The following is a 21,767-nucleotide window of genomic DNA, read 5'->3' on the forward strand; positions in this document are numbered from 1 at the left end:
AGGCTAAACTCGGCGTCCGATTTCTTCATTGCCGTCCTGACCGACCCGCCTCCATGCCGCCTCGTTCCTGGTCTTGCGTGCAGGTCTTCTCGCGGTCCCTGGCCCTCCTGGCAAGCGCCAGCGCAGTGGTCGCTGCGCCGCTGTCTGCACCGGTCCCCCTGTCTGTCCCTGCGACGGAACTCAGCGTTCCCTACACCGTGACCGTCACCGGCCGCGACACCCTGATCGCCGTGGGCCGCCGCTTGCTGGCCGATCCGCGCCAGTGGCCCCAGTTGCAGTCGTTCAACCAGATTGCTGATCCCCGCCGCATCCCGGTGGGCACGGTGCTGCGGATCCCGCTGCGGCTCATGCCCGCGGAAGCCGTGTCCGCCACGGTGGTGGCGGTGTCGGGCGATGTGCGCGGTGCGGATGGCCGGGCGGTCGCCGAAGGGCAGACGATGCCGCAAGGCGGCCGCCTGCGCACCGGTGACGGTCAGGCCACCATCCGGCTGGTGGATGGCACCGTGCTCCGGCTGCGGCCCTCGACCGCCGTGCAGGTGGACGTGTCCCGGCGCCTGCCCCGCGTGGGCGGGGTGCTGTCCGGCGTGCAGGTGCAGGAAGGCCAGGTGGAGGTGAAGGCGCAGAAGGCCACCAACGGCGGGCTGCCAGGCTTTCGGGTCAGCACGCCGCAGGGGCTGCTGGGGGTGCGGGGCACGGAATTCCGTGTGGCCGTGGACGGCCGGGCCGAGGTGACCCGCGGCGAGGTGCTCGAAGGGCAGGTGGCGGTCGACGGCCTGCGCGGCAAGCCGGGTCAGCGGGTGAACGCCGGGTTTGGCGTCGTGGTGGACCGCACGGGCGACGTGCCGCCGCCGGTCCGCTTGCTGGCAGCGCCGGATCTCTCGGCCTTGCCGGTGCTGCAGGACCGCGTGCTGGTGCGCATGCCGCTGGCGCCGCAGCCGGGCGCCGTGGCCTATCTGGGGCAGATCGCGGCCGATGACCGCTTCGAACCCGTGCTGCAGACCGTGCGCACCGAAGTCAGCACCACCGGCACCGCGCTGCGGTTCGCGGATCTGCCGGACGGCCGCTATGTCCTGCGTGTCCGCGCGGAGGATGCGCAGGGGCTGCAGGGCCTGGATGCCCGGCACACCTTCACGCTGAAGGCGCGGCCCGAGCCTCCGCTGCCCACCAACCCCGCGCCAGGCGCCATCCTGTCGGCAGCGCCGCTGGAGTTCGCCTGGACCGCCGCGCCGGAGGCCGGCAGCTACCGCCTGCAACTGTCCCGGTCCGAGGACTTCCGCGCGCCGCTGCACGACCGGCGCGGCCTGGTGCCGACCGCGCTCCGGATCACCGATCTGCCGCCGGGGGTGTACCACTGGCGCCTGGCCAGCGAGCGCAGTGCCACCGACCAGGGCCCGTTTGGTGCGGCGCAGCGGCTGGAACTGCGGGCGCTGCCTTCACCGCTGGCGCCACCCGTCGTCGGCACCGGCGGCATCCGGCTGGGCTGGGAAGGCCTGCCCGGCCAGACCTTCGAGGTCGAGTTCGCGCGCGAGGCCGCCTTCGCCACCGTGGAACTGGCGCGCCGGACCGAGGCGCCCGCGCTGGAAGTGACGCTGCCGGGCACCGGCCGCTACTTCGTGCGGCTGCGGGCCCGCGACCCGGATGGCTACCTCGGCCCCTACACCGCGCCTCAGCAATTCAGCATCCCCCACTGCCTGCGCGACGGCCAGGGTCGCTGTGCCATGAGCAATGCGGGTCAATCGGTCCTGATCGGGCCATGACGACCGGGGCGGGCCGCGCGCGCCTGCTGGGGGGCACGGCGGGTGTGGCCCTGGTACTGGCGGCGCTGGCCTTCGTCCTGCCGCTGAGCGGCTGGACGTGGCGGGCGGACCGGCTGGTCTACGACATCGGCCTGTCCACCTGGCGCCGCCCCGTGCCCGAGGGCATCACGGTCGTCGCGATCGACGACGCCAGCGTGGCCGCCATCGGCCGCTGGCCCTGGCCGCGTGCGGTGCACGCCACCTTGCTGTCCCGGCTGGCCGAGACCCATCCCAGGGCGATCGGCCTGGACGTGACCTTCAGCGAGCCCGACCCCGATCCCGCGCAGGACGTGTTGCTGGCCGAGCAACTCGCCAGGGCGGCTCCCGTCGTGCTCTCGGTGGACTGGGTGGCCGCCGGACCGGGGCAGCCACCCCAGCTGCTGACCCCGGTCACGGGCCTGCCACCGGGGGTGCGCCTGGGCACGGCCGAGGCGTCGGTGGACGCCGACGGGGTGATGCGCCATGCCTTCCTCTCGGCGGGTTCGCTGCAGTCGCCGGTGCCCCACATGGCGGTGGCGCTGCTGCAGGCGGCCGGCGAAGCTCCTGCGCCGGACCTGCCCGTGACGTCAGACGACGAGACGGACATCGCCACGGGGCCGTGGCACCGTGGCAGCCGCTTCCTGGTGCGCTATGCCGGCCCGCCGGGGCAGCTGGACCGGGTGTCCTACGTCGATGTGCTGCGCGGCGCCGTCCCGCCGGAGCGGCTGGCGGGGCGCTACGTGCTGGTGGGCATGACCGCCACCGGGCTGGGCGACACCGTGGCCACCCCGGTGAATCGCCAGCGCCATGCCATGCCTGGCGTCGAGGTCCTGGGCCACACGCTCTACACCTTGCGCAGCGGCGACACGGTGCGGGCCGTGTCGCCGCTGGCCAGTGCCGGGCTCTCGGCGCTGCTGGTGCTGGTCCTGATGGCCGGCATCCAGCGGCTCGGGGCGCGCTGGGCGCTGGCGCTGGCGGTGGGGGCGTGGCCATTGGTGATCGGGGCCAGCCTGGTCGCCCTGGGGTTCGGCCTGTGGTGGAGCCCGGTGTCCTGGGCCCTGGCCGCGGCACTGGCCTATCCCTTGTGGAGCTGGCGGCGCCTGGAGCAGGCGGTGGATGCGCTGGACGCCGAGATCGGCCGGCTGGTGCCGGAAGGCGGCCTGGACCTGGGGGTCGCGGCCCGACCCGCGGCGCGGCGGCGCGACATGCTGGCCTTGCGGCTCGACACGCTGTACACCGCCACCGACACCCTGCGCAGTGCACGTCGTTTCCTGTCGGACGCGCTGGCCGGCATGCCCACCGCGATGGCCGTCACCGACCCGCGGGGCCGCGTGCTGCTGGCCAACGCGCTGGCGGCGCAGCTGTTCGAGCTGGACAAGGCCGAGGACATGCAGGGCATGGAGCTGCCGGGTCTGCTGGTGGAGTTCGTGCCGGCCAAAGGCGTGGACGTGGACCTGGAGGCGATCTTCCAGCCCGGCAGCGCGCCACCGGTGGGCTGGGCGATGGAGGCGCGGGCCGAACGCCTGGGGGACTTCCTGCTGCACTTCGCGCCGGTGCTGCTGCTGGACCAGCAGCGCTGGGTGGTGACGTTCTCGGACGTGAGCGCGATCCGGCAGGCGCAGCGCCGGCGCGACCGCGCCCTGGCCTTCGTCTCGCACGACCTGCGCTCGCCGGCCAGCACCATCGTGCTGCTGGCCGACCAGTACCAGCGCGGACGCGTCCAGATGCCGCTGGAGGCCTTCCTGGTCGAAATCCAGCGCCTGGGCGCGCGCACGCTGCAACTGGCCGATGACTTCGTCCGGGTGGCGCACGTGGAGTCGCGCCCGCTGCAGGTGTCGTCCGTGGCCGTGGCGGCACTGCTGGACGAGGTGGTCGCTGATTTCCGTCCCCAGGCGGTGGCGGCCGATGTGACGCTGGTGTGGCGCCATGACCCGGTCCATCCGCCAGTCTCGGTGGCACCCTGGCCCATGGACCGGATGCTGGTGCAGCGGGCGGCGGGGAATCTCGTCTCCAACGCGATCAAGCACAGCCCGGTCGGCGGGCAGGTCACGGTCCTGGTGCGTTTCGACGCCGGGCGGGACACGCTGAGCCTGACCGTGTGCGACCAGGGGCCGGGACTGTCGCCGGCACAACGCCAGCGCCTGAACCATGGCGACGACGGTCTGCCGACCGATGATGTCGGTGGCGTCGGCCTCGGCCTGCAGTTCGTGCAGCGCGTGGCCGAGCGCCACCGGGGCCGGCTGCAGGCGCTGGAGGGCAGCGAGGAGGGGGGCGGGCGGTTCGCGCTGGTCCTGGGGCGCCTCGGGGGGGCTCTTTGAACCTCAGACGGTGGCCTGCTGCAGAAATGCCTCTCGCCAGCGGTCCAGCGCAGGTGCGGGCAATGGCCGCGCGTAGTGGTAGCCCTGTGCCTCGTCACAGCCCATGGCTGTCAGCCGCGCCGCGGTGCTGGCGTTCTCGATGCCTTCGGCGGTGGTGCGCAGATTCAGGTGGCGTGCCATCTGCAGGACCGCATGCACGATCGCCGGCGCGTCCGTGCCCTGTTCCAGACCCAGGATGAACGAGCGGTCGATCTTGAGCCGGTCAAAGCGGAAGCGCTGCAGATAGGCCAGGTTGGAATAGCCGGTGCCGAAGTCGTCGATGGACAGGCTGATGCCCAGGTTCTTGAGGTCCCGGACCGTGCAGATCGCTTCATCTTCCTTGCCCATCAGCACCGATTCGGTCAGCTCCAGCTCCAGGCAGTGCGGTGGCAGGCCGCTGTCTTCCAGTGCCGCGGCCACGTCCTTCACCAGCCTGCCGGACTGGAACTGCAGCGGAGACACGTTGACGGCCATCCTGACCGTGTGCCAGCCGGTCCGGTGCCAGTGCGCGGCCTGTCGGCAGGCTTCGTGCAGCACCCAGGTGCCGATCGGCACGATCAGGCCGCTCTCTTCGGCCACGGCGATGAAGTCGCCGGGCTGGTGCAGAGGCTGTCCAGGGCGCCGCCAGCGGATCAAGGCCTCGACGCCGACCACGTCCGTGTCCTTCAGCCCGATCTGCGGCTGGTAGTGCAGCTCGAACTCCTTGCGCTCCAGCGCGACGTGCAGCGCATTCCGGGTGCTGACATAGGCCATCAGGCGGGTGTTCATGTCCGGATGAAACACGCGGAAATGGCCCGGACCCGCACGCTTGGACTCGAACAGCGCGGTGTCGGCGTTGCGCATGAGGATTTCGGCATCCAGGGCATGGTCGGGAAAGACGGCGGCACCGATCGAGAGCGACATGAAGAGCTGGTGTCCTTCGATGTCGAACGGGCGGCGGAACTCGGCCATGACCGTTTCGCATTGCCGAATCACCTGTTCCGGCGAGCGGACGTCGGGCAGGACCACCATGAATTCGTCACCGGCGAGACGGCATGCGGTGTTGCCGCTGCCAAGGCAGTGCTGCAGCCGTTCGGCCACGGTGCGCAGCAAGGCGTCTCCCACGGCGTGGCCATGGGTGTCGTTGACGTGCTTGAAACGGTCGAGGTCGAGGCAGAGCAGGCCCACACCTGCGCCGCCGTGCAGGGCTTCCGGACGGACGCTGGCCTGGCGCAATGCCTCGTCGAGCAGCCGATGGCCGCGCGGGCGGTTGGGTAACTGGGTCAGCGGGTCATGCCAGGCGAGGTGTTCGGTGGTCCGGCGCTCGCTGGCTTGCGCCGCAGCGCGCATGCGGCTGTAGACGCCCAGGATGCAGAGCATGGTGAGCCCCGTGAATTGCACAGGTCGGCCATGTCGGGCCGTCCAGATCGTCAGGCCCAGGCTGCACCAGCACAGGAAGAAGGCGATCTGCAGCGCGCGGGAGCCCGGTCTGGCCGGCAGCGGTGTTCTCCAGGCCGCCAGGGGCAAGACGGCGACGATGGCCAGACCGAGCATGCTGACGACCATCCGGGGGAGCAGCGTCTGCTCGGAGAAGAGCGTGGCACCCGCGGCCAGCAAGGCCAGCACGTTGAGGCTCCCGAGGAGCCAGGCCCAGAGACCGGTTCGGCCAATGTCCAGCAAGGCCCTGGCGGACAGGGTGAACAGGGCGTAGCACGCTGCCCCCGAGACCGTGAAGACGGGAACGAGGTGTCCGGTGATCGCAGGCCAGAAATAGGGCAGCAGTTGTCCCTGGAAGGTGGCCTCGAAGCCTTTCGCGGTTGCCAGCCAGCCGGCCAGCAACGCGCAGGCCGGGTCCCGGGTCCACAGCAGCAGTCCGATCACCATCAGACAGACCGTGAAGGTCACGGTCTCGTGCACCAGCAGCGAGACCAGCGCCTGCGTGTAGGCCTCTGGACGCCAGGCGTGAATCTCCACGGTGGGCACCGTCACGTCCTGCAGTCGCACCAGCAGGCGCACGGAGGCGCCAGGTGGAACCGTCACGGGAAACACCGGCTCCACGTGTCGAATGGCCGCGCCGCTGACTGGCCAGGCGCTGCCCGCCTGCTGGTGGTCCAGGGCGCCCAGGCTCTCCGGCTGGAAGGTCTGGAGCTGCACATCCCTGATGCGCCAGGGCTTGACCACGATCCAGCGTGTCAGCGGCTGCGCGCTGCTGTTGTGCACCACGCCGGTCAGCCACACCGTGCCGGGAACCCAGGAGGCGTTGCGGTTGTCCTCGGTTGCAGGCAGCCAGCCGGACTGGTCCAGCGCCTCACGGCCGCTGGACGCGTGATCCGGCGCTTGCTTGAGCACCTGCATGGCGTCCACCAGCGCGATGGAGCCCGGTTCGGCCGCCAGCTCGACGGCGGGCGTGTTCGGCACGGCGACCGCCGGCAGCGACAACCCGATCAGGAGGCAGCACCACGCCCAGCGCCAACAAGTCCATGCCCGTTCCCATGGCTTGCTGTCGGATCGGCGGAGTGCAATCAAATTCATCGGAAGGTCTTCGGGCGGGGCGTACGGGGTGGCCGGGGACTGATGTTGCGAGATCGAGCCGGTATTTTCCCGTTCTTAAGTCGAGTTGGTTCCGTACCGTATCGTTGGTACTGCACGGTTTGTCTGGTTCCGATCACGGCATGCCATGCTGATCAGAGATAGCAGCTAGTCGATTTCTTGCCTAGTCGGCATGGTTTGCCAAGTCCAGAATCTGCGGCATTGCTGATCCTGGGACTTGTCCACCATGTACGAACTCGGCGTTGTCTACCGCAACATCCCCCGCGCCAACCGCGAGGCCACCGACCGCCTGGCCGCCCTCGGCTCGGCCACCGTCCACGAGGCGATGGGCCGCGTCGGCCTGCTCAAGCCATACATGCGCCCGATCCAGGTCGGCACGCAGGTGTCGGGCACGGCTGTCACCGTGCTGCTGCAGCCCGGCGACAACTGGATGATGCACGTCGCCGCCGAGCAGATCCTGCCGGGCGACATCGTCATCGCGGCGGTCACGGCCGACTGCACCGACGGCTACTTCGGCGACCTGCTGGCGACCTCGTTCCAGGCGCGTGGTGCGCGGGCGCTGGTCATCGACGCCGGCGTGCGCGACGTCAAGACGCTCAAGGAAATGGGCTTCCCGGTGTGGTCCAGGGCGATCAGCTCCAAGGGCACGATCAAGGCCACGCTGGGTTCGGTGAACATCCCCGTCGTCTGTGCCGGCATGCTGGTGCACCCTGGGGACGCGATCGTGGCCGACGACGACGGCGTGTGCTGCGTGCCGGCTGCCCGCGTGGTCGAGGTCGCGGATCTGGCGGCCAAGCGCGAGAGTTTCGAAGGCGAGAAGCGCGACAAGCTGGCCTCGGGCATCCTGGGGCTGGACATGTACAAGATGCGCGAGCCGCTGGCCAAGGCGGGACTGAAGTACATCGACTGACCGCACAGACAACACCCGGAGACAAGACATGAACACTTCCAGCATCCTGGCCGCCTGCGTGCTGGCCTTTGGCGGCCTGACGGCCACGCTGGCACAGGCCCAGGACTTTCCGACCAGGCCCGTCCGCATCCTGACGCCGTTCCCCGCAGGCGCCGGCCCGGAGGCCGTGGTGCGCGTGCTGGCCGAGAAGCTCCAGAAGAAGTGGGGCAAGCCGGTGATCGTCGAGAACAAGCCGGGCGCCAACGGCTTCCTCGCCATCGACGCCTTCAGGCGTGGCGCCACCGACGGCCACGACCTGATCCAGCTCGACAACGTCCACCTCGTCGCCTACCCGCACCTGTTCAAGAAGCTGCCCTACGACCCGGTCAAGGACTTCGACCCGGTCACGCCGCTGTTCCGCACCTACTTCTTCGTGGGCGTCCCGGCCAACAGCCCGCACAAGACGGTCGGCGACATCCTGGCCGACGCGAAGGCCCACCCCGGCAAGCTGAACTATGGCTCCTGGTCGGTCGGCAACCCGGTGCACCTGGGCTCGGCGCTGCTGGAGTCGATGACCGGCACCGAGATGCAGCACATCATCTACAAGGAAGTGTCGATGCTCTACACGGGTGTCGCCACGGGCGAGCTGCACTGGGCGCTGGGCTCGCTCGCCTCGGCCGGGCCGATGCAGCGCTCGGGCAAGATCAAGTTCATCGGCGTCACGGCGCCGAAGCGGCATGCGGCGTTCCCCGACGTGCCGACGGTCGCCGAATCGGGCGGCCCGGCGGGCTACGAGGTGACGGGCTGGACGACCATCGCCGCACCCAAGGGGCTGCCGAAGGCCGTGGCCGAGAAGATCCAGAAGGACATCGAGGCCGCGCTGGCCGAGCCGGACATGAAGGAGCGCTACGCGGCGTTCGGTTACGAGCCGTTCCCGGCCACCCGGGACCAGTTCAACGCCTACATCGCGTCGGAGTCGACCAAGTACGCCGACGTGATCAAGCGCGCCAAGGCGTCGCTGGACTGACCCCAAGGACCGAGAGCTTTCCATGAGCAAACCCACCACCGGTGATTTCACCAAGACCGCAGGCTGGATGGACTGGTACACCGGCCCGAGCCAGCCGGCGTTCCAGCTGCCGGCCGGCGCGGTCGATGCGCACTGCCATGTCTTCGGCCCCGGCGCCGAGTTCCCCTACGCGCCGGAGCGCAAGTACACGCCCTGCGATGCCTCGAAGGCGCAGCTGTACGCGCTGCGCGACCACCTCGGCTTCGCCCGCAACGTCGTCGTGCAGGCGACCTGCCACGGCGCCGACAACCGCGCCATGGTCGATGCCTGCATGTCCTCCGGTGGCAAGGCGCGCGGCGTCGCCACGGTGCGCCGTTCGGTCACCGACGAGGCGTTGCAGGCGATGCACGCGGCCGGCGTGCGTGGCGTGCGCTTCAACTTCGTCAAGCGCCTGGTGGACTTCACGCCCAAGGACGAGCTGATGGAGATCGCCGGGCGCATCGCCAAGCTTGGCTGGCACGTCGTCATCTACTTCGAGGCGGTGGACCTGCCCGAACTGTGGGACTTCTTCACCGCGCTGCCGACGACGGTCGTCGTGGACCACATGGGCCGCCCGGACGTGTCGAAGCCGATCGACGGACCGGAGTTCACGCTGTTCCTGGAGTTCATGCGCCAGCACCCGAACGTCTGGAGCAAGGTGAGCTGCCCCGAGCGCCTGAGCGTCACGGGCCCGAAGGCGCTGAACGGCGAGCAGGCCGCTTACACGGATGTCGTGCCGTTCGCGCGCCGCGTGGTCGAGGAGTTCCCGGACCGCGTGCTCTGGGGCACCGACTGGCCGCACCCGAACCTGAAGGACCACATGCCCGACGACGGCCTGCTGGTCGATTTCATCCCGCACATCGCACCGACCGCCGAGCTGCAGCAGAAACTGCTGGTGGGCAACCCGATGCGGCTTTACTGGCCCGAAGAAGCCGGCAACGCCTGAATCCGGACCCGCCAACCTGCGAGGAGACAAACACATGCACAAAAAGATTCCTGCCGCCCGCATCACGCTGACGCTGATCGCGGTAGCAACGCTGTCTGCCTGCGGCACCACGGCGATGCGCAGCACGCCGGTCGCCTGTGCCGAGTTGCCGGCCGCGCTGGCGTCGTTGAAGAACGTCCGTGTCACTGCGTCGAAGGACGTTGCCGCCGATGACAAGGGCACACCCGCGCACTGCCAGGTCACGGGAGTCGCCCACGAACGCACCGGCGTGGATGGCAACGCCTATGCCATCGCCTTCGAGATGCGGCTGCCACAGGCCTGGAACAAGGGCTTCCTGCACCAGGTCAACGGTGGCAACGACGGCAAGGTGGTGCCGGCCACGGGGGCGCTGGGTGTGCTGGCGGTCAACGGGCTGCAGCGCGGCTTCGCGGTCATCAGCTCCGACTCGGGCCACGCCGAAGCCGATCCTGCCAACAAGCACTTCGGGCTGGCGCAGGGCAACGCCTTCGGCATCGACCCGCAGGCGCGCCGCGACTATGGCTACACCGCCAACGACACCCTGTTCACGGTCGCCCAGTCGCTCATCCAGCGCCACTACGGCCAGCCGCCGGCGCGCAACTACATGGCCGGCTGCTCCAACGGCGGCCGCCATGCGCTGGTCGCGGCGACGCGCTACGCGGACCGCTACGACGGCATCCTCGCTGGTGCGCCGGGCCTGAACCTGCCCAAGGCCGCCGTGCAGCACGCCTGGGACGTCCAGAGCTGGCAGATGGTCCACCCGGCCGATCCCGACATCCGCAAGGCCTTCAGCCCGGACGACATGAAGCTGGTCGCCGCCAAGGTGCTGCAACAGTGCGACGCGCTCGACGGCGCCGCGGACGGGCTGGTGAACGACCTCGGACGCTGCCAGTCGGTGTTCAAGCTGGCGGACCTGCAGTGCGCCGGCGACAAGACTGCGCAGTGCCTGAGCGCCACGCAGGTCACCGCGCTCGACCGTGCCTTCGCCGGTCCGCGCAACAGCAAGGGCGAGGCGCTCTACAGCGACTGGTCCTTCGACGCCGGCATGGGCGCGGGCAACTGGCGCTTCTGGAAGCTGGAGAGCCAGATCCCGCCCTGGGACAAGCTGCCGCTGATCGCCACCATGGGCGCCGGCTCGCTGTCCTATGTCTTCACGACCCCGCCGACGATGACCAATGGCACGCCGGCCGCGCTGCTGAACTTCCTGACGAAGTTCAACTTCGACACCGATGCCCCGCGCATCTTTGCCCGCAACGACCTGCACACCGAATCGGCGATGCAGTTCATGACGCCGCCGGACGTGGACGACCCGAAGCTTTCCGCCTTCCGCCAGCGCGGCGGCAAGCTGATCGTTTACCACGGCAACAGCGACGCCGTGTTCTCGGTCAACGACACGCAGCGCTGGTTCGGCCAGCTGCAGACCAACGCTGGCGCGGATGGCGCGGCGTTCTCGCGCCTGTACAGCGTGCCCGGCATGGCGCACTGCAGCGGCGGCCCGGCCACCGACCAGTTCGACGCGCTCGGCGCGCTGGTGGACTGGGTCGAGAAGGGCCAGGCACCGCAGGCCCTGACCGCCAGCCTCAACCCGGCCAACAAGGAAGTCCCCGCCAACTGGTCCGCCTCCCGCACCCGCCCGCTCTGCGCGTGGCCGCAGGTGGCGCGCTACCAGGGCGGTGACCTCGAATCGGCGTCCAGCTTCCGCTGTGTCGCGCCCTGAAAGGAAATTCTCCATGGCACTCGACAAGCCTTACCTGGACGTGCCCGGCACGACCATCTTCGACGCCGAGCAGTCCCGCAAGGGCTACCACCTCAACCAGTTCTGCATGTCGCTGATGAAGGCCGCCAACCGCGAGCGCTTCAAGGCGAACGAGCGCGCCTACCTCGACGAATGGCCGATGACGGAGGAGCAGAAGCAGGGCGTGCTGACCCGCGACCTGAACCGCTGCATCGCCGCGGGCGGCAACATCTACTTCCTCGCCAAGATCGGCGCGACCGACGGCAAGAGCTTCCAGTACATGGCCGCCAGCATGACCGGCATGACCCAGGAGCAGTACGCCGCGATGATGCTCGCCGGTGGCCGCTCGGCCGAAGGCAACCGCTACCTCGGCGAGTCCGGGGATGCCCAACCGAAAGCCCAACCGAAAGTGAGCCCCTGAGATGGCCAGGATTACCGCCAGCGTCTACACCTCGCATGTCCCGGCCATCGGCGCCGCGCTCGACCTCGGCAAGAGCGGCGAGCCGTACTGGAAACCGGTGTTCCAGGGCTACGAGTACTCGAAGCAATGGATGCAGGACCAGAAGCCCGATGTCATCTTCCTGGTCTACAACGACCACGCCACCGCCTTCAGCCTGGAGATGATCCCGACCTTCGCCATCGGCTGCGCCGCCGAGTTCACGCCGGCCGACGAAGGCTGGGGCCCGCGCCCGGTGCCCAAGGTCATCGGCCACCCGGAACTCGCCGCGCACATCGCGCAGTCGGTGATCCAGGACGACTTCGACCTGACCATCGTCAACCGGATGGACGTGGACCACGGCCTGACCGTGCCGCTGAGCCTGATGTGCGGCCAGCCGGAAGCGTGGCCGTGCCCGGTGATCCCGTTTGCGGTCAACGTGGTGCAGTACCCGGTGCCCAACGGCCGGCGTTGCTACAACCTGGGCAAGGCGATCCGCAAGGCGGTGAAGAGCTATGACCGGCCGTTGAACGTGCAGATCTGGGGCACCGGCGGCATGAGTCACCAGTTGCAGGGTGCGCGCGCCGGGCTGATCAACCGCGAGTGGGACAACGCCTGGCTGGACAAGTTGATCGCCGACCCGGAAGCCGCCGCCGCGACGCCGCACATCGACTACGTCCGCGAAGCAGGTTCGGAAGGCATCGAGCTGGTGATGTGGCTGATCGCCCGGGGCGCGATGGACGACGTGAACGGCGGCGCGGCCCCGACGGTCAAGCACCGCTTCTACCATGTGCCCGCGTCGAACACGGCGGTGGGCCATCTGATTCTGGAGAACACCTGACATGAGCAAACCCCATCAAGGCCCGATCCGGGTCGCCCTGGCCGGCGCCGGCGCCTTCGGCATCAAGCACCTCGACGGCATCAAGAACATCGACGGCGTCGAAGTCGTCTCGCTGATCAGCCGTGACCTGGAGAAGACGAAGGAAGTCGCCGCCCAGTACGGCATCGGCCATGTCACGACCGACCTGGCCGACGCGCTGGCGCTGCCCGAGGTGGACGCCGTCATCCTCTGCACGCCGACGCAGATGCACGCCTCGCAGACGCTGTCGTGCCTGCAGGCGGGCAAGCATGTGCAGGTGGAGATTCCGCTGTGCGACGTGCTGGCCGAGGGCGAGGAAGTGGTTCGCGTGGCGAAGGAGTCGGGTCTCGTCGCGATGTGCGGCCATACCCGCCGCTTCAACCCGAGCCACCAGTACGTCCACAACAAGATCACCGCTGGGGAATTCAACATCCAGCAGATGGATGTGCAGACGTATTTCTTCCGCCGCAGCAACATGAACGCGCTCGGCCAGCCGCGTTCGTGGACCGACCACCTGCTGTGGCACCACGCCGCGCACACGGTCGACCTGTTCGCCTACCAGTGCGGCTCGCCGATCGTGAAGGCCAACGCCATCCAGGGCCCGACCCACCCGACGCTGGGCATCGCGATGGACATGAGCATCCAGCTCAAGGCCGCCAACGGCGCGATCTGCACGCTGAGCTTGTCCTTCAACAACAACGGCCCGCTCGGCACCTTCTTCCGCTACATCGGCGACAGCGCGACCTACATCGCCCGCTACGACGACCTGTTCAGCGGCAAGGAAGAGAAGATCGACGTGTCGAACGTGGCGGTGTCGATGAACGGCATCGAGCTGCAGGACCGCGAGTTCTTCGCCGCGATCCGCGAAGGGCGGCAGCCGAACGCGAGCGTGGAGGGCGTGCTGGCCTGCTACCAGGTGCTGCACGATCTGGAGCAGCAGCTCCACGCCGGCTGATCGGCTGGTTCACGCACCCAGGAGCCGTTCATGTCGCCCACCCGTTCCCTTGGTCCCTTCCAGGTCAGCCCGATCGGCCTGGGCTGCATGAACCTCAGCCACGCCTACGGCGTGCCGCCATCGCCCGACGACGCGGCCAGTCTGCTGTTGCGGGCGCTCGAACTCGGCGTGACGCACTTCGACACGGCAGCGCTCTACGGCTTCGGTGCCAACGAGGCGCTGGTCGGCCGCGTCCTCGCGCCGCACCGCCACCGCTTCACGCTGGCGAGCAAGTGCGGCATGACGGGTGTCGATGGCCAGCGGGTCATCGACGGCCGCCCGAAGACGCTCAAGGCCACCTGCGAGGCCGCGCTGAAGCGTCTGCGCACGGACGTGATCGACCTGTACTACCTGCACCGCTGGGACCAGTCGGTGCCGATCGAGGATTCGGTCGGTGCGCTCGGCGAGCTGGTGGAAGCGGGCAAGATCCGCGCGGTCGGCCTGTCGGAAGTCTCGGCGGCGACGCTGCGGCGCGCGCACGCGGTCTTCCCGATCACGGCGCTGCAGACCGAGTATTCGCTGTGGACGCGCAACCCGGAGATCGCCGTGCTCGACACCTGCCGGGAACTGGGCACGGCGTTCGTCGCGTTCAGCCCGGTCGCGCGCGGCTTCCTGCCCGGCACGCTGCGGGACGTCTCGGCCTTTGACGCCAAGGACATCCGCCGCGCCATGCCGCGCTTCGCGCCGGCCAACTATGCGGAGAACCTGCGCCTGCTGGACGGCGTGGCCGAGGTCGCCCGCGAGGCGGGCTGCACCTTGGCGCAGCTGTCGCTGGCCTGGCTGCTGCACCGCGGCGAGCACATCCTGCCGATTCCGGGCACGACCTCGGTGGCGCATCTCGAAGAGAATCTGGCCGCGACGCGGGTCACGCTGACCCCGGCGCAACTGCAGCGGCTGAACACCCTGGTCCACCACGACACCGTGCGTGGCGCCCGCTACAACGCCGCGACGCAGACCGAAATCGACACCGAGGAATTCTGACTTGACCGCGCTGGTGCCTGCCGGCAAGCCCGCCGCGATCGCCTGCACGCTGGCGGCACTGGTCTGTTTCGTCGCCCTCGACACGAGCACCAAGGTGCTGGCCTCGGCCGTGCCGGTGGTGATGGTGGTGTGGTTCCGCTACCTGTTCCAGGTGCTGCTCACCGTCGCGACGGCCACACCGGCGCGCCGCCGCACGCTGCACCACAGCCGCCGACCGGGCCTGCAGGTGCTGCGTGGACTCCTGCTGATCGCGGCCACGGTCCTGGCCTTCTACAGCCTGCAGGTGTTGCCGGTTGCCGAATTCACTGCCGTGGTGACCCTCACCCCGCTGTGCATCACGCTGCTGGCTGTCTGGCGCCTGGGCGAGCGGGTGACGCGGCTGGAGTGGCTGCTGGTGCTGGGCGGCATGGTGGGCGCGCTGGTCGTGGTCCGGCCGACGCGGGACCTGTTCCACTGGGCAACCGTGCTGCCGCTGGTGCTCGTGCTGGACAACGCCTTGTTCCAGATGCTGACGCGCCGGCTTGCCGAGGAGGACGACGCGACGACCACGCAGTTCTACACCGGCTGCGTGGGCGTGGTGACGGCGTCCCTGCTGCTGCCCTGGACCTGGCAGGTGCCCCAGGGCGTGCATGTCTGGGGCCTGCTGATGCTGCTGTGCGTGTTCGGCTCGATCGGGCACCTGCTGCTGATCATGGCCTACGCCCGCGCACCCGCGGCCACGCTGACGCCGTTTCTCTATTTCCAGATCGTGTTCGCCGTCGTTTCGGGCTGGCTGGTGTTCGGTCATGTGCCGGACCTGGCGTCCTTCGCCGGCATCGCGCTGATCGGGCTGTGTGGCAGCGCCGGCACCTGGCTGGCCTCGCGCATGGCGCATCCGCCCCGATGACGAGTTGCCTGCCCCTGCGCGCCGTGCTGTTCGATTGCGACGGCACCGTGCTGCGTGGCCTCCAACGGGCCGCGGTCGAAGATCGAACTCCTGCTGCGGCTCACCGGGCTGGATGCTTTCGTGCCGGCGTCGCGCGTGTTCAGCGCGGTGGAGCTGGGCCGCTACAAGCCCGATCCGGCGCTGTTCCTGCACGCGGCGGCGGCGATGGGCGGGTCCACCGGCTGACGCACCTGTCCGAGCTGCTGGATCAGCCCTGGGGCCTGCCGGGCTGAGCACTGACGGTCGACGCGACCTCGACCAGCGTCTGGCGCAGCCAGCGGTGCAGCGGGTCCTGCTGGTGGCGCAGGTGCCAGACCATGAACATCGCCAGCGGCGGCAGCGGTGCGGACACCGGCACCGGCGCATCGGCCAGTCCGCGCAGCACGCCGTCGCGCAGCCGCCCGGGCGCGGTCACCAGCCAGGGGCCGCCCCGCACGAATCCGGCCACACCAGCGAACGCCGGCACACTGGCCACGACGCGCCGCCGCAGGCCCTGTGCGAGCAGCCAGTCGTCGACGTCGAGCGTGCGCCGCGGGGCGTCGTGCACGACGGTGACATGGTCGCTGGCGAGGTAGTCGGCCTCGGTCTGCGGTGCCGCGCAGCACTCGGGATCGTGGAAAACGCGGTACTGGTCGTCGAACAGGCGCCGCTGCAGGATGTCGGTGGCCTCGGGCGGGCGCGGCGTGAGCACGAGCGCGCAGGTCTCGTCGCGCAGCAGGGCCGCCTGCGGCGCGCCGGACGGAATCACCCGCAGCGCCAGGCCCGGCGCTTCGGCCCGCAGGCGGCGCAACAGCGGCGGCAGCAGCACGTCGCGCTGCAGGTCGTTCGCGGCAATGGTGAGCGTGGTGTCCAGCCGTGCCGGATCGAAGGCACCCGCGGTGCGGAAGGCGTGCAGCTGGTCGAGCAGGCGCCGCGCCCGTTCGACCAGCAGATCGGCATGCACGGTTGGCGCGATGCCGCGGCCACTCTTGACGAACAGCGGGTCGCCGACGATGGCGCGCAGCTTGTCGAGCAGGTGGCTCACGGCCGACTGCGTCACGCCGAGCCGCGCCGCGGCCCGGGTGACCGAGCCTTCTTCATGCACGGCCACCAGCAGGCGGAGCAACTGGCCGTCGAGATCGTGGTGGTCCATGGGGGTGTCATTCCTTCGATGCATCGATTTCACGCATGAATGCAATGAGTATCCGCTGCTTTATCGATCCATCCGGTCCCGGAATACTGCAGGCACTGCATTCCAAGGAGACCGACGATGACGACCCCCGAGATCCCCGGCATCCCCGGCACCACGCTGTTCGATGGCCGCCTGGCCCGCAAGGGTTATGCGCTCAACCGCATGTGCTACTCGTTCAACGACGCGGCCAACCGCGCGGCGTTCCAGCAGGACGAGGCGGGCTACTGCGACCGCTTCGGCCTCGACGACGAACAGCGCGCCGCCATCCGCGCCCGCAACGTGCTGCAGCTCATCGCGGCGGGCGGCAATGTCTACTACCTGGCCAAGTTCGCCGGCATCTTCGGGCTGGACGTGCAGGACCTCGGCGCCCAGCAGACGGGCATGAGCAAGGACGCGTTCAAGGCCAGGCTGGCCGCGTACGCCCACTGATGTTGCGGGACCCGCAGGAGACACTTCCATGGCACAACTTCTCGGCGGCGTGCTCACGTCGCATGTTCCGGCCATCGGCCGCGCGATCCACCAGGGCCTGCAGGACGACCCGTACTGGAAACCGTTCTTCGCTGGTTTTCCGCCCGTGCGCCAGTGGCTGGCACAGGCGCGGCCCGACGTGGTCGTCGTGTTCTACAACGACCACGGGCTGAACTTCTTCCTCGACAAGATGCCGACGTTCTCGGTCGGCGCTGCGCCCGCGTACCGCAACGCCGACGAAGGCTGGGGCATCCCGCAGGTGCCCGCCTTCACGGGCGAGCAGGACCTGTCCTGGCACCTCATCGAGCGCCTGATCGACGACGAGTTCGACATCACCACCTGCCAGGAGATGCTGGTGGACCACGCCTTCACGCTGCCGATGGCGCTGCTGTGGCCGGACCAGGCCTGGCCGGTGAAGGTGGTGCCGGTGTGCATCAACACGGTGCAGTTTCCGCTGCCAACGGCCGCGCGCTGCTGGAAGCTCGGGCAGGCGGTGGGCCGCGCCATCCGTGCCTGGGACAGCGCCGCCCGCGTGGTGGTGCTCGGCACCGGCGGCCTGTCGCACCAGCTCGACGGCGAACGGGCCGGCTTCATCAACAAGGACTTCGATCTGCGCTTCATGGACAGCCTGGTGAGCGACCAGCCGGACTGGGCGACGCAGTTCAGCATCCCGCAGCTGGTCGAGCAGGCCGGCACGCAGGGCATCGAGCTGCTGATGTGGCTGGCCACGCGGGCGGCGCTGGGCGAGCGGGTCGAGGAGGTGCACCGCAATTACCACATCCCGATCTCGAACACCGCCGCCGGGCTGATGGTGCTGCAGTCAGTCTGAGCAGTCGCGGGGCCGCTATGCTTGCGGCCCATATGAACGACGCTGCTCCTGACAAGGCCCCGGCTCCGGCCCGCCGCCCCCGCAAGGCCAAGACCAACGGCACCCCCGTCGCGCTGGAACCCGGTCGCACCAACGACCCGGAGGCGACGATGGCCAACATCCTCGAAGTGGCGACCACCGAGTTCGCCGAGAAGGGGCTGGCCGGTGCCCGCATCGACGAGATCGCCGCGCTGACGCGCACCAGCAAGCGGATGATCTATTACTACTTCGGCAGCAAGGAAGGGCTCTACATCGCCGTGCTGGAGGAGGCCTACCGCCGCATCCGCCACATCGAGACCGACCTGCACCTCGAAGACCTCGACCCCGAGGCGGCGCTGCGCAAGCTGGTGGCCTTCACCTGCGACTACCAGCGCGCCAATCCCGAGTTCATCCGCCTCGTGATGAACGAGAACATGCACCGCGGCGAATTCCTGGCGCGGTCCGAGTCGATCCAGAAGCTCAATGTGCCGGCCATCGACGGGCTGCGCTCGGTCTACGAGCGGGGAGTGGCCGAGGGCGTGTTCCGGCCGGACATCGACCCGGTGGACCTGCACATGTCGATCTCGGCGCTGTCGGTCTTCAACGTGGCCAACCGCCACACCTTCGCGCTCATCTTCAAGCACGATTTCGACGACCCCGCCTGCATCGCCGTGCGGCGCGACAGCATCGTCGAGATGATCGTGCGCTTCGTCCGCGTCGCGGGCTGAACCGGTCTCGCACCGCGCTCAGGGTTAGTCCGTATTTTTGAAAACTAACCAGTTCGTACATTACATCCTCAAGACGACATTCCCTGAGGAGACCCTGATGTCCGGACCCGTGCAGTGGTTCAGTCGCACCATCGAAGCCCTGATCGCCCTGCTGCTGGCGGTCATGGTGGTGCTGGTGTTCGGCAATGTGGTGATGCGCTATGCCTTCAACTCGGGCATCACGGTCAGCGAGGAGCTGTCGCGCTGGCTGTTCGTGTGGATGACCTTCCTGGGTGCGATCGTCGCGCTGAAGGACAACGGCCACCTGGGCACCGACATGCTGGTGTCGCGCTTCGGGCGCACAGGCAAGCGGGTGTGCCTGGCGCTGGCGCAGGCGGCGATGCTGTACGTGACGTACCTGCTGTACGCGGGCAGCCTGGCGCAGGTGCGCATCAACTGGGACGTGGAGGCGCCGGTCAGCACGCTGTCGATGGCGTGGTTCTACAGCGCGGGTCTGGTGTTCGCGGTCTGCTCGGCGCTGATCCTGGTGTGGCAGCTCTGGCGCACGCTGAGCGGGGCGGTCGGCGACGACGATCTGGTGCTGGTGCAGGAGTCGGAAGACCTGGCGCAGGTGCAGGAGCTGCACATGGACCAGACGCCGCCGCTGGGCCAGGGGCCGCACTCGATGCCGTTCCGCAAGTAGGCCCGCCGCCCGGCCTGACCTCCCCATTTTCTGGAAAGTCTTCCCCATGACCGTTTTCATTTTCCTGGGCTCGCTGCTGGGCGCGATGGCCCTGGGCATCCCGATCGCGTACTCGCTGCTGGTGTGCGGTGTCGCGCTGATGTGGCACATGGACCTGTTCGATGCGCAGATCCTGGCGCAGAACGTGATCAACGGGGCGGACTCGTTCCCGCTGCTGGCGGTGCCGTTCTTCATGCTGGCCGGCGAGGTCATGAACGTCGGGGGCTTGAGCCGGCGCATCGTCAAGCTGGCGATGACGCTGGTGGGGCATGTGCGCGGCGGGCTGGGCTACGTGGCGATCCTGGCGGCGGTGCTGATGGCAGCGCTGTCGGGCTCGGCGGTGGCGGACACGGCGGCCTTGGCGGCACTGCTGCTGCCGATGATGGCGGCGGCCGGGCATGACAAGGCGCGTGCCGGCGGCCTGCTGGCCTCGGCCGGCATCATCGCGCCGATCATCCCGCCGTCGATCGGCTTCGTGATCTTCGGGGTGGCGGCGAACGTCTCGATCGGCAAGCTGTTCCTGGCGGGCATCGTGCCGGGGCTGCTGATGGGCGTGTCGATCGCGCTCACATGGTGGTACGTGGCGCGCAAGGAGAACGTGACGCCGCCGCCCAAGGCGACGCGTGCCGAGAAGATGAAGGCGCTGCGCGAGTCGACCTGGGCGCTGGTGCTGCCGGTGATCGTGCTGGTGGGGCTGAAGTTCGGCGTGTTCACGCCGACGGAGGCGGCGGTGGTCGCGGCGGTGTACGCGCTGTTCGTGTCGACCGTGGTCTACCGCGAGATGGGCGTCAAGGAGGTCTACGAGGTGTTCGTGGCGGCGGCCAGGACGACGGCGGTGATCATGTTCCTGGTGGCCGCGGCGATGGTGAGCGCGTGGCTGATCACGGTGGCGGACATCCCGAGCCAGATGATCGGCCTGCTGCAGCCCTTCATGGACAGCCCGACGCTGCTGCTGGTGATGATCATGCTGCTGGTGATGGCGGTGGGCACGGCCATGGACATGACGCCGACCATCCTGATCATGACGCCGGTGCTGATGCCGGTGGTGAAGGCGGCGGGGATCGACCCGGTGTACTTCGGGGTGCTGTTCATCATGAACAACGCCATCGGGCTGGTGACGCCGCCGGTGGGCACGGTGCTGAACGTGGTGGCGGGCGTGGGCAAGATGAAGATGGATGCGGTCACCCGCGGCGTCATCCCGTTCATGCTGGCCGAGTTCGCCGTGATGTTCCTGCTCGTGCTGTTCCCCTCCATCGTCACCGGGCCGGCACGCTGGCTGGCCAACTGATCCCGATCGATTCCCCCCCGTGTTCCATACCTTTCAGGAGACTTCGATGAAACGTCTGATGATCAAGACCCTGGTTGCTGCTGCAGCCCTCGCCATCGCCGGTGTTGCTGCCGCGCAGGAAAAGACCTTCAAGTTCGGTCTGCAGAACCCCAAGGGCCACCCGCTGGAAATGGGCGCCGTGAAGTTTGCCGAACTGGTCGCGGCCAAGACGGGCGGCCGCATCAAGGTCAATGTCTTCGCGGGGGGCGTGCTGGGTGGTGACGCGGCCAATGTGTCGGCGCTGCAGGGCGGCACCATCGAGGTGCTGATGCTGAACTCCGGCATCCTGGCGTCCCAGATCAAGGACTTCGAGGTCTATGACTTCCCCTTCATGTTCGCCGGCGCCAGGGAAGCCGATGCCATCGTCGACGGTCCTTTCGGCCAGAAGCTGCACGCCCGGCTGGCCGACAAGGGCATCGTCGGCCTGGCCTACACCGAGCTGGGCTTTCGCAACATCACCAACAGCCGCAAGCCGATCAACACCGTCGACGACATCGCCGGGCTGAAGCTGCGCGTGATCCCGAACGCCATCAACGTCGACTGGGTCAAGGCCCTGGGCGCCAACCCGACCCCGATGGCCTTCCCCGAGGTCTACGCCGGTCTGGAGCAGAAGGCCATCGACGGTCAGGAAAACCCGCTGTCGGTGATCCTCGCCAACAAGTTCTACGAAGTGCAGAAGCACCTGGCGGTCACCAACCACCAGTACAACCCGCAGTCGCTCATCTTCTCGAAGAAGGTGTGGGACACGCTGGGCGACGCCGACCGGAAGGCGCTGCAGGACGCCGCCAACGAGGCCAGCAAGTACCAGCGCCAGGTGAACCGATCCAAGTCGGCCGACGATCTGGACGAGCTGAAGAAGGCCGGCATGCAGGTGACCGAGCTGTCGCCGGCCGAGCAGGCCAGGCTGCGCGACAAGCTGAAGCCGGTGATCGAGAAGCACGGCACCGCCATCGCCGGCACCGTGGCCGAGCTGCAGGCCGAGCTGGCGAAGCTGCGCAAGTAAGGACGAGGGACCC

20 protein-coding genes are annotated in these 21,767 nt (G+C 68.7%); 18 read left to right on the forward strand and 2 right to left on the reverse strand.

Annotated elements, in window-relative coordinates; genetic code table 11:
* Positions 1-53 precede the first annotated feature (53 nt).
* Positions 54-1,757 (forward strand): FecR domain-containing protein, encoded by a 1,704-nt coding sequence (locus tag BDD16_RS19205; protein ID WP_179635419.1) that lies wholly within the window; start codon positions 54-56, stop codon positions 1,755-1,757.
* The gene (locus tag BDD16_RS19210; RefSeq protein WP_179635420.1) at positions 1,754-4,093 is read left to right on the forward strand and encodes a CHASE2 domain-containing protein; all 2,340 of its coding nucleotides are present in this window, start codon (positions 1,754-1,756) and stop codon (positions 4,091-4,093) included. The genes BDD16_RS19205 and BDD16_RS19210 overlap by 4 nt, the downstream gene beginning before the upstream one ends.
* 3 nt (positions 4,094-4,096) lie before the next feature.
* Here the strand turns inward: BDD16_RS19210 and BDD16_RS19215 are convergent, their stop codons facing one another.
* The gene (locus BDD16_RS19215) at positions 4,097-6,529 is read right to left on the reverse strand and encodes an EAL domain-containing protein (protein ID WP_179635421.1); all 2,433 of its coding nucleotides are present in this window, start codon (positions 6,527-6,529) and stop codon (positions 4,097-4,099) included.
* A 358-nt stretch (positions 6,530-6,887) separates the two neighbouring features.
* On the opposite strand from BDD16_RS19215, the gene ligK reads away from it, so the two are divergent.
* The 10 genes from ligK to BDD16_RS19265 are packed head-to-tail and all read left to right on the forward strand — an operon-like array spanning position 6,888 to position 15,675.
* Positions 6,888-7,571: a 4-carboxy-4-hydroxy-2-oxoadipate aldolase/oxaloacetate decarboxylase gene (gene ligK, locus BDD16_RS19220; RefSeq protein WP_179636249.1), complete on the forward strand. Its 684-nt coding sequence runs from the start codon at positions 6,888-6,890 to the stop codon at positions 7,569-7,571.
* A 28-nt stretch (positions 7,572-7,599) separates the two neighbouring features.
* Positions 7,600-8,577 carry a Bug family tripartite tricarboxylate transporter substrate binding protein gene (locus tag BDD16_RS19225; RefSeq protein ID WP_179635422.1) on the forward strand — a complete coding sequence of 326 codons (978 nt, stop codon included), beginning with the start codon at positions 7,600-7,602 and terminating at the stop codon, positions 8,575-8,577.
* Between the two features lie 22 nt (positions 8,578-8,599).
* On the forward strand, positions 8,600-9,541 hold the full coding sequence (locus tag BDD16_RS19230) for an amidohydrolase family protein (protein ID WP_179635423.1): 942 nt from the start codon (positions 8,600-8,602) through the stop codon (positions 9,539-9,541).
* Between the two features lie 34 nt (positions 9,542-9,575).
* Complete coding sequence (locus BDD16_RS19235) at positions 9,576-11,276, forward strand: tannase/feruloyl esterase family alpha/beta hydrolase (protein ID WP_179635424.1); 1,701 nt, start codon at positions 9,576-9,578, stop codon at positions 11,274-11,276.
* 13 nt (positions 11,277-11,289) lie between these two features.
* Entirely contained in the window at positions 11,290-11,715 is a 426-nt protein-coding gene (gene ligA, locus BDD16_RS19240; RefSeq protein WP_179635425.1) for a protocatechuate 4,5-dioxygenase subunit alpha, read from the forward strand.
* Between the two features lies 1 nt (position 11,716).
* Positions 11,717-12,571: a class III extradiol dioxygenase subunit beta gene (locus BDD16_RS19245; protein ID WP_179635426.1), complete on the forward strand. Its 855-nt coding sequence runs from the start codon at positions 11,717-11,719 to the stop codon at positions 12,569-12,571.
* Position 12,572: 1 nt separating this feature from the next.
* Positions 12,573-13,544, forward strand: coding sequence for a Gfo/Idh/MocA family oxidoreductase (locus tag BDD16_RS19250; protein WP_179635427.1), 972 nt, complete (start codon positions 12,573-12,575; stop codon positions 13,542-13,544).
* A 30-nt stretch (positions 13,545-13,574) separates the two neighbouring features.
* A complete protein-coding gene (locus BDD16_RS19255) occupies positions 13,575-14,564 on the forward strand; it encodes an aldo/keto reductase (protein ID WP_179635428.1) in 990 nt (329 codons plus the stop codon).
* Between the two features lies 1 nt (position 14,565).
* Positions 14,566-15,450: a DMT family transporter gene (locus BDD16_RS19260; protein ID WP_246332613.1), complete on the forward strand. Its 885-nt coding sequence runs from the start codon at positions 14,566-14,568 to the stop codon at positions 15,448-15,450.
* A gap of 54 nt (positions 15,451-15,504) precedes the next feature.
* Positions 15,505-15,675, forward strand: coding sequence for an HAD family hydrolase (locus BDD16_RS19265; protein WP_179635429.1), 171 nt, complete (start codon positions 15,505-15,507; stop codon positions 15,673-15,675).
* A gap of 22 nt (positions 15,676-15,697) precedes the next feature.
* Here the strand turns inward: BDD16_RS19265 and BDD16_RS19270 are convergent, their stop codons facing one another.
* A complete protein-coding gene (locus BDD16_RS19270; protein WP_179635430.1) occupies positions 15,698-16,621 on the reverse strand; it encodes a LysR family transcriptional regulator in 924 nt (307 codons plus the stop codon).
* A 117-nt stretch (positions 16,622-16,738) separates the two neighbouring features.
* On the opposite strand from BDD16_RS19270, the gene BDD16_RS19275 reads away from it, so the two are divergent.
* The 6 genes from BDD16_RS19275 (at position 16,739) to BDD16_RS19300 (ending at position 21,754) form a co-directional block, all read left to right on the forward strand.
* Positions 16,739-17,089 carry a protocatechuate 4,5-dioxygenase subunit alpha gene (locus tag BDD16_RS19275; RefSeq protein WP_179635431.1) on the forward strand — a complete coding sequence of 117 codons (351 nt, stop codon included), beginning with the start codon at positions 16,739-16,741 and terminating at the stop codon, positions 17,087-17,089.
* Between the two features lie 28 nt (positions 17,090-17,117).
* Positions 17,118-17,957, forward strand: coding sequence for a class III extradiol dioxygenase family protein (locus BDD16_RS19280; protein WP_179635432.1), 840 nt, complete (start codon positions 17,118-17,120; stop codon positions 17,955-17,957).
* 17 nt (positions 17,958-17,974) lie between these two features.
* On the forward strand, positions 17,975-18,703 hold the full coding sequence (locus BDD16_RS19285; protein ID WP_246332614.1) for a TetR/AcrR family transcriptional regulator: 729 nt from the start codon (positions 17,975-17,977) through the stop codon (positions 18,701-18,703).
* 97 nt (positions 18,704-18,800) lie between these two features.
* Positions 18,801-19,385 (forward strand): TRAP transporter small permease, encoded by a 585-nt coding sequence (locus BDD16_RS19290; protein WP_179635433.1) that lies wholly within the window; start codon positions 18,801-18,803, stop codon positions 19,383-19,385.
* 46 nt (positions 19,386-19,431) lie between these two features.
* A complete protein-coding gene (locus BDD16_RS19295) occupies positions 19,432-20,712 on the forward strand; it encodes a TRAP transporter large permease subunit (RefSeq protein WP_179635434.1) in 1,281 nt (426 codons plus the stop codon).
* Positions 20,713-20,758: 46 nt separating this feature from the next.
* Complete coding sequence (locus BDD16_RS19300) at positions 20,759-21,754, forward strand: TRAP transporter substrate-binding protein (protein ID WP_179635435.1); 996 nt, start codon at positions 20,759-20,761, stop codon at positions 21,752-21,754.
* Positions 21,755-21,767 lie beyond the last annotated feature (13 nt).

Source organism: Sphaerotilus montanus (assembly GCF_013410775.1).
Classification (GTDB): Bacteria; Pseudomonadota; Gammaproteobacteria; order Burkholderiales; family Burkholderiaceae_C; genus Sphaerotilus; species Sphaerotilus montanus.

Excerpts from the sequence above, each read along its gene's own strand:
- BDD16_RS19205 (WP_179635419.1), top strand. The coding sequence starts at position 54 with ATGCCGCCTCGTTCCTGGTCTTGCGTGCAGGTCTTCTCGCGGTCCCTG.
- BDD16_RS19210 (WP_179635420.1), top strand. The coding sequence starts at position 1,754 with ATGACGACCGGGGCGGGCCGCGCGCGCCTGCTGGGGGGCACGGCGGGT.
- ligK (WP_179636249.1), top strand. The coding sequence starts at position 6,888 with ATGTACGAACTCGGCGTTGTCTACCGCAACATCCCCCGCGCCAACCGC.
- BDD16_RS19225 (WP_179635422.1), top strand. The coding sequence starts at position 7,600 with ATGAACACTTCCAGCATCCTGGCCGCCTGCGTGCTGGCCTTTGGCGGC.
- BDD16_RS19230 (WP_179635423.1), top strand. The coding sequence starts at position 8,600 with ATGAGCAAACCCACCACCGGTGATTTCACCAAGACCGCAGGCTGGATG.
- BDD16_RS19235 (WP_179635424.1), top strand. The coding sequence starts at position 9,576 with ATGCACAAAAAGATTCCTGCCGCCCGCATCACGCTGACGCTGATCGCG.
- ligA (WP_179635425.1), top strand. The coding sequence starts at position 11,290 with ATGGCACTCGACAAGCCTTACCTGGACGTGCCCGGCACGACCATCTTC.
- BDD16_RS19245 (WP_179635426.1), top strand. The coding sequence starts at position 11,717 with ATGGCCAGGATTACCGCCAGCGTCTACACCTCGCATGTCCCGGCCATC.
- BDD16_RS19250 (WP_179635427.1), top strand. The coding sequence starts at position 12,573 with ATGAGCAAACCCCATCAAGGCCCGATCCGGGTCGCCCTGGCCGGCGCC.
- BDD16_RS19255 (WP_179635428.1), top strand. The coding sequence starts at position 13,575 with ATGTCGCCCACCCGTTCCCTTGGTCCCTTCCAGGTCAGCCCGATCGGC.
- BDD16_RS19270 (WP_179635430.1), bottom strand. The coding sequence starts at position 16,621 with ATGGACCACCACGATCTCGACGGCCAGTTGCTCCGCCTGCTGGTGGCC.
- BDD16_RS19275 (WP_179635431.1), top strand. The coding sequence starts at position 16,739 with ATGACGACCCCCGAGATCCCCGGCATCCCCGGCACCACGCTGTTCGAT.
- BDD16_RS19280 (WP_179635432.1), top strand. The coding sequence starts at position 17,118 with ATGGCACAACTTCTCGGCGGCGTGCTCACGTCGCATGTTCCGGCCATC.
- BDD16_RS19285 (WP_246332614.1), top strand. The coding sequence starts at position 17,975 with ATGCTTGCGGCCCATATGAACGACGCTGCTCCTGACAAGGCCCCGGCT.
- BDD16_RS19290 (WP_179635433.1), top strand. The coding sequence starts at position 18,801 with ATGTCCGGACCCGTGCAGTGGTTCAGTCGCACCATCGAAGCCCTGATC.
- BDD16_RS19295 (WP_179635434.1), top strand. The coding sequence starts at position 19,432 with ATGACCGTTTTCATTTTCCTGGGCTCGCTGCTGGGCGCGATGGCCCTG.
- BDD16_RS19300 (WP_179635435.1), top strand. The coding sequence starts at position 20,759 with ATGAAACGTCTGATGATCAAGACCCTGGTTGCTGCTGCAGCCCTCGCC.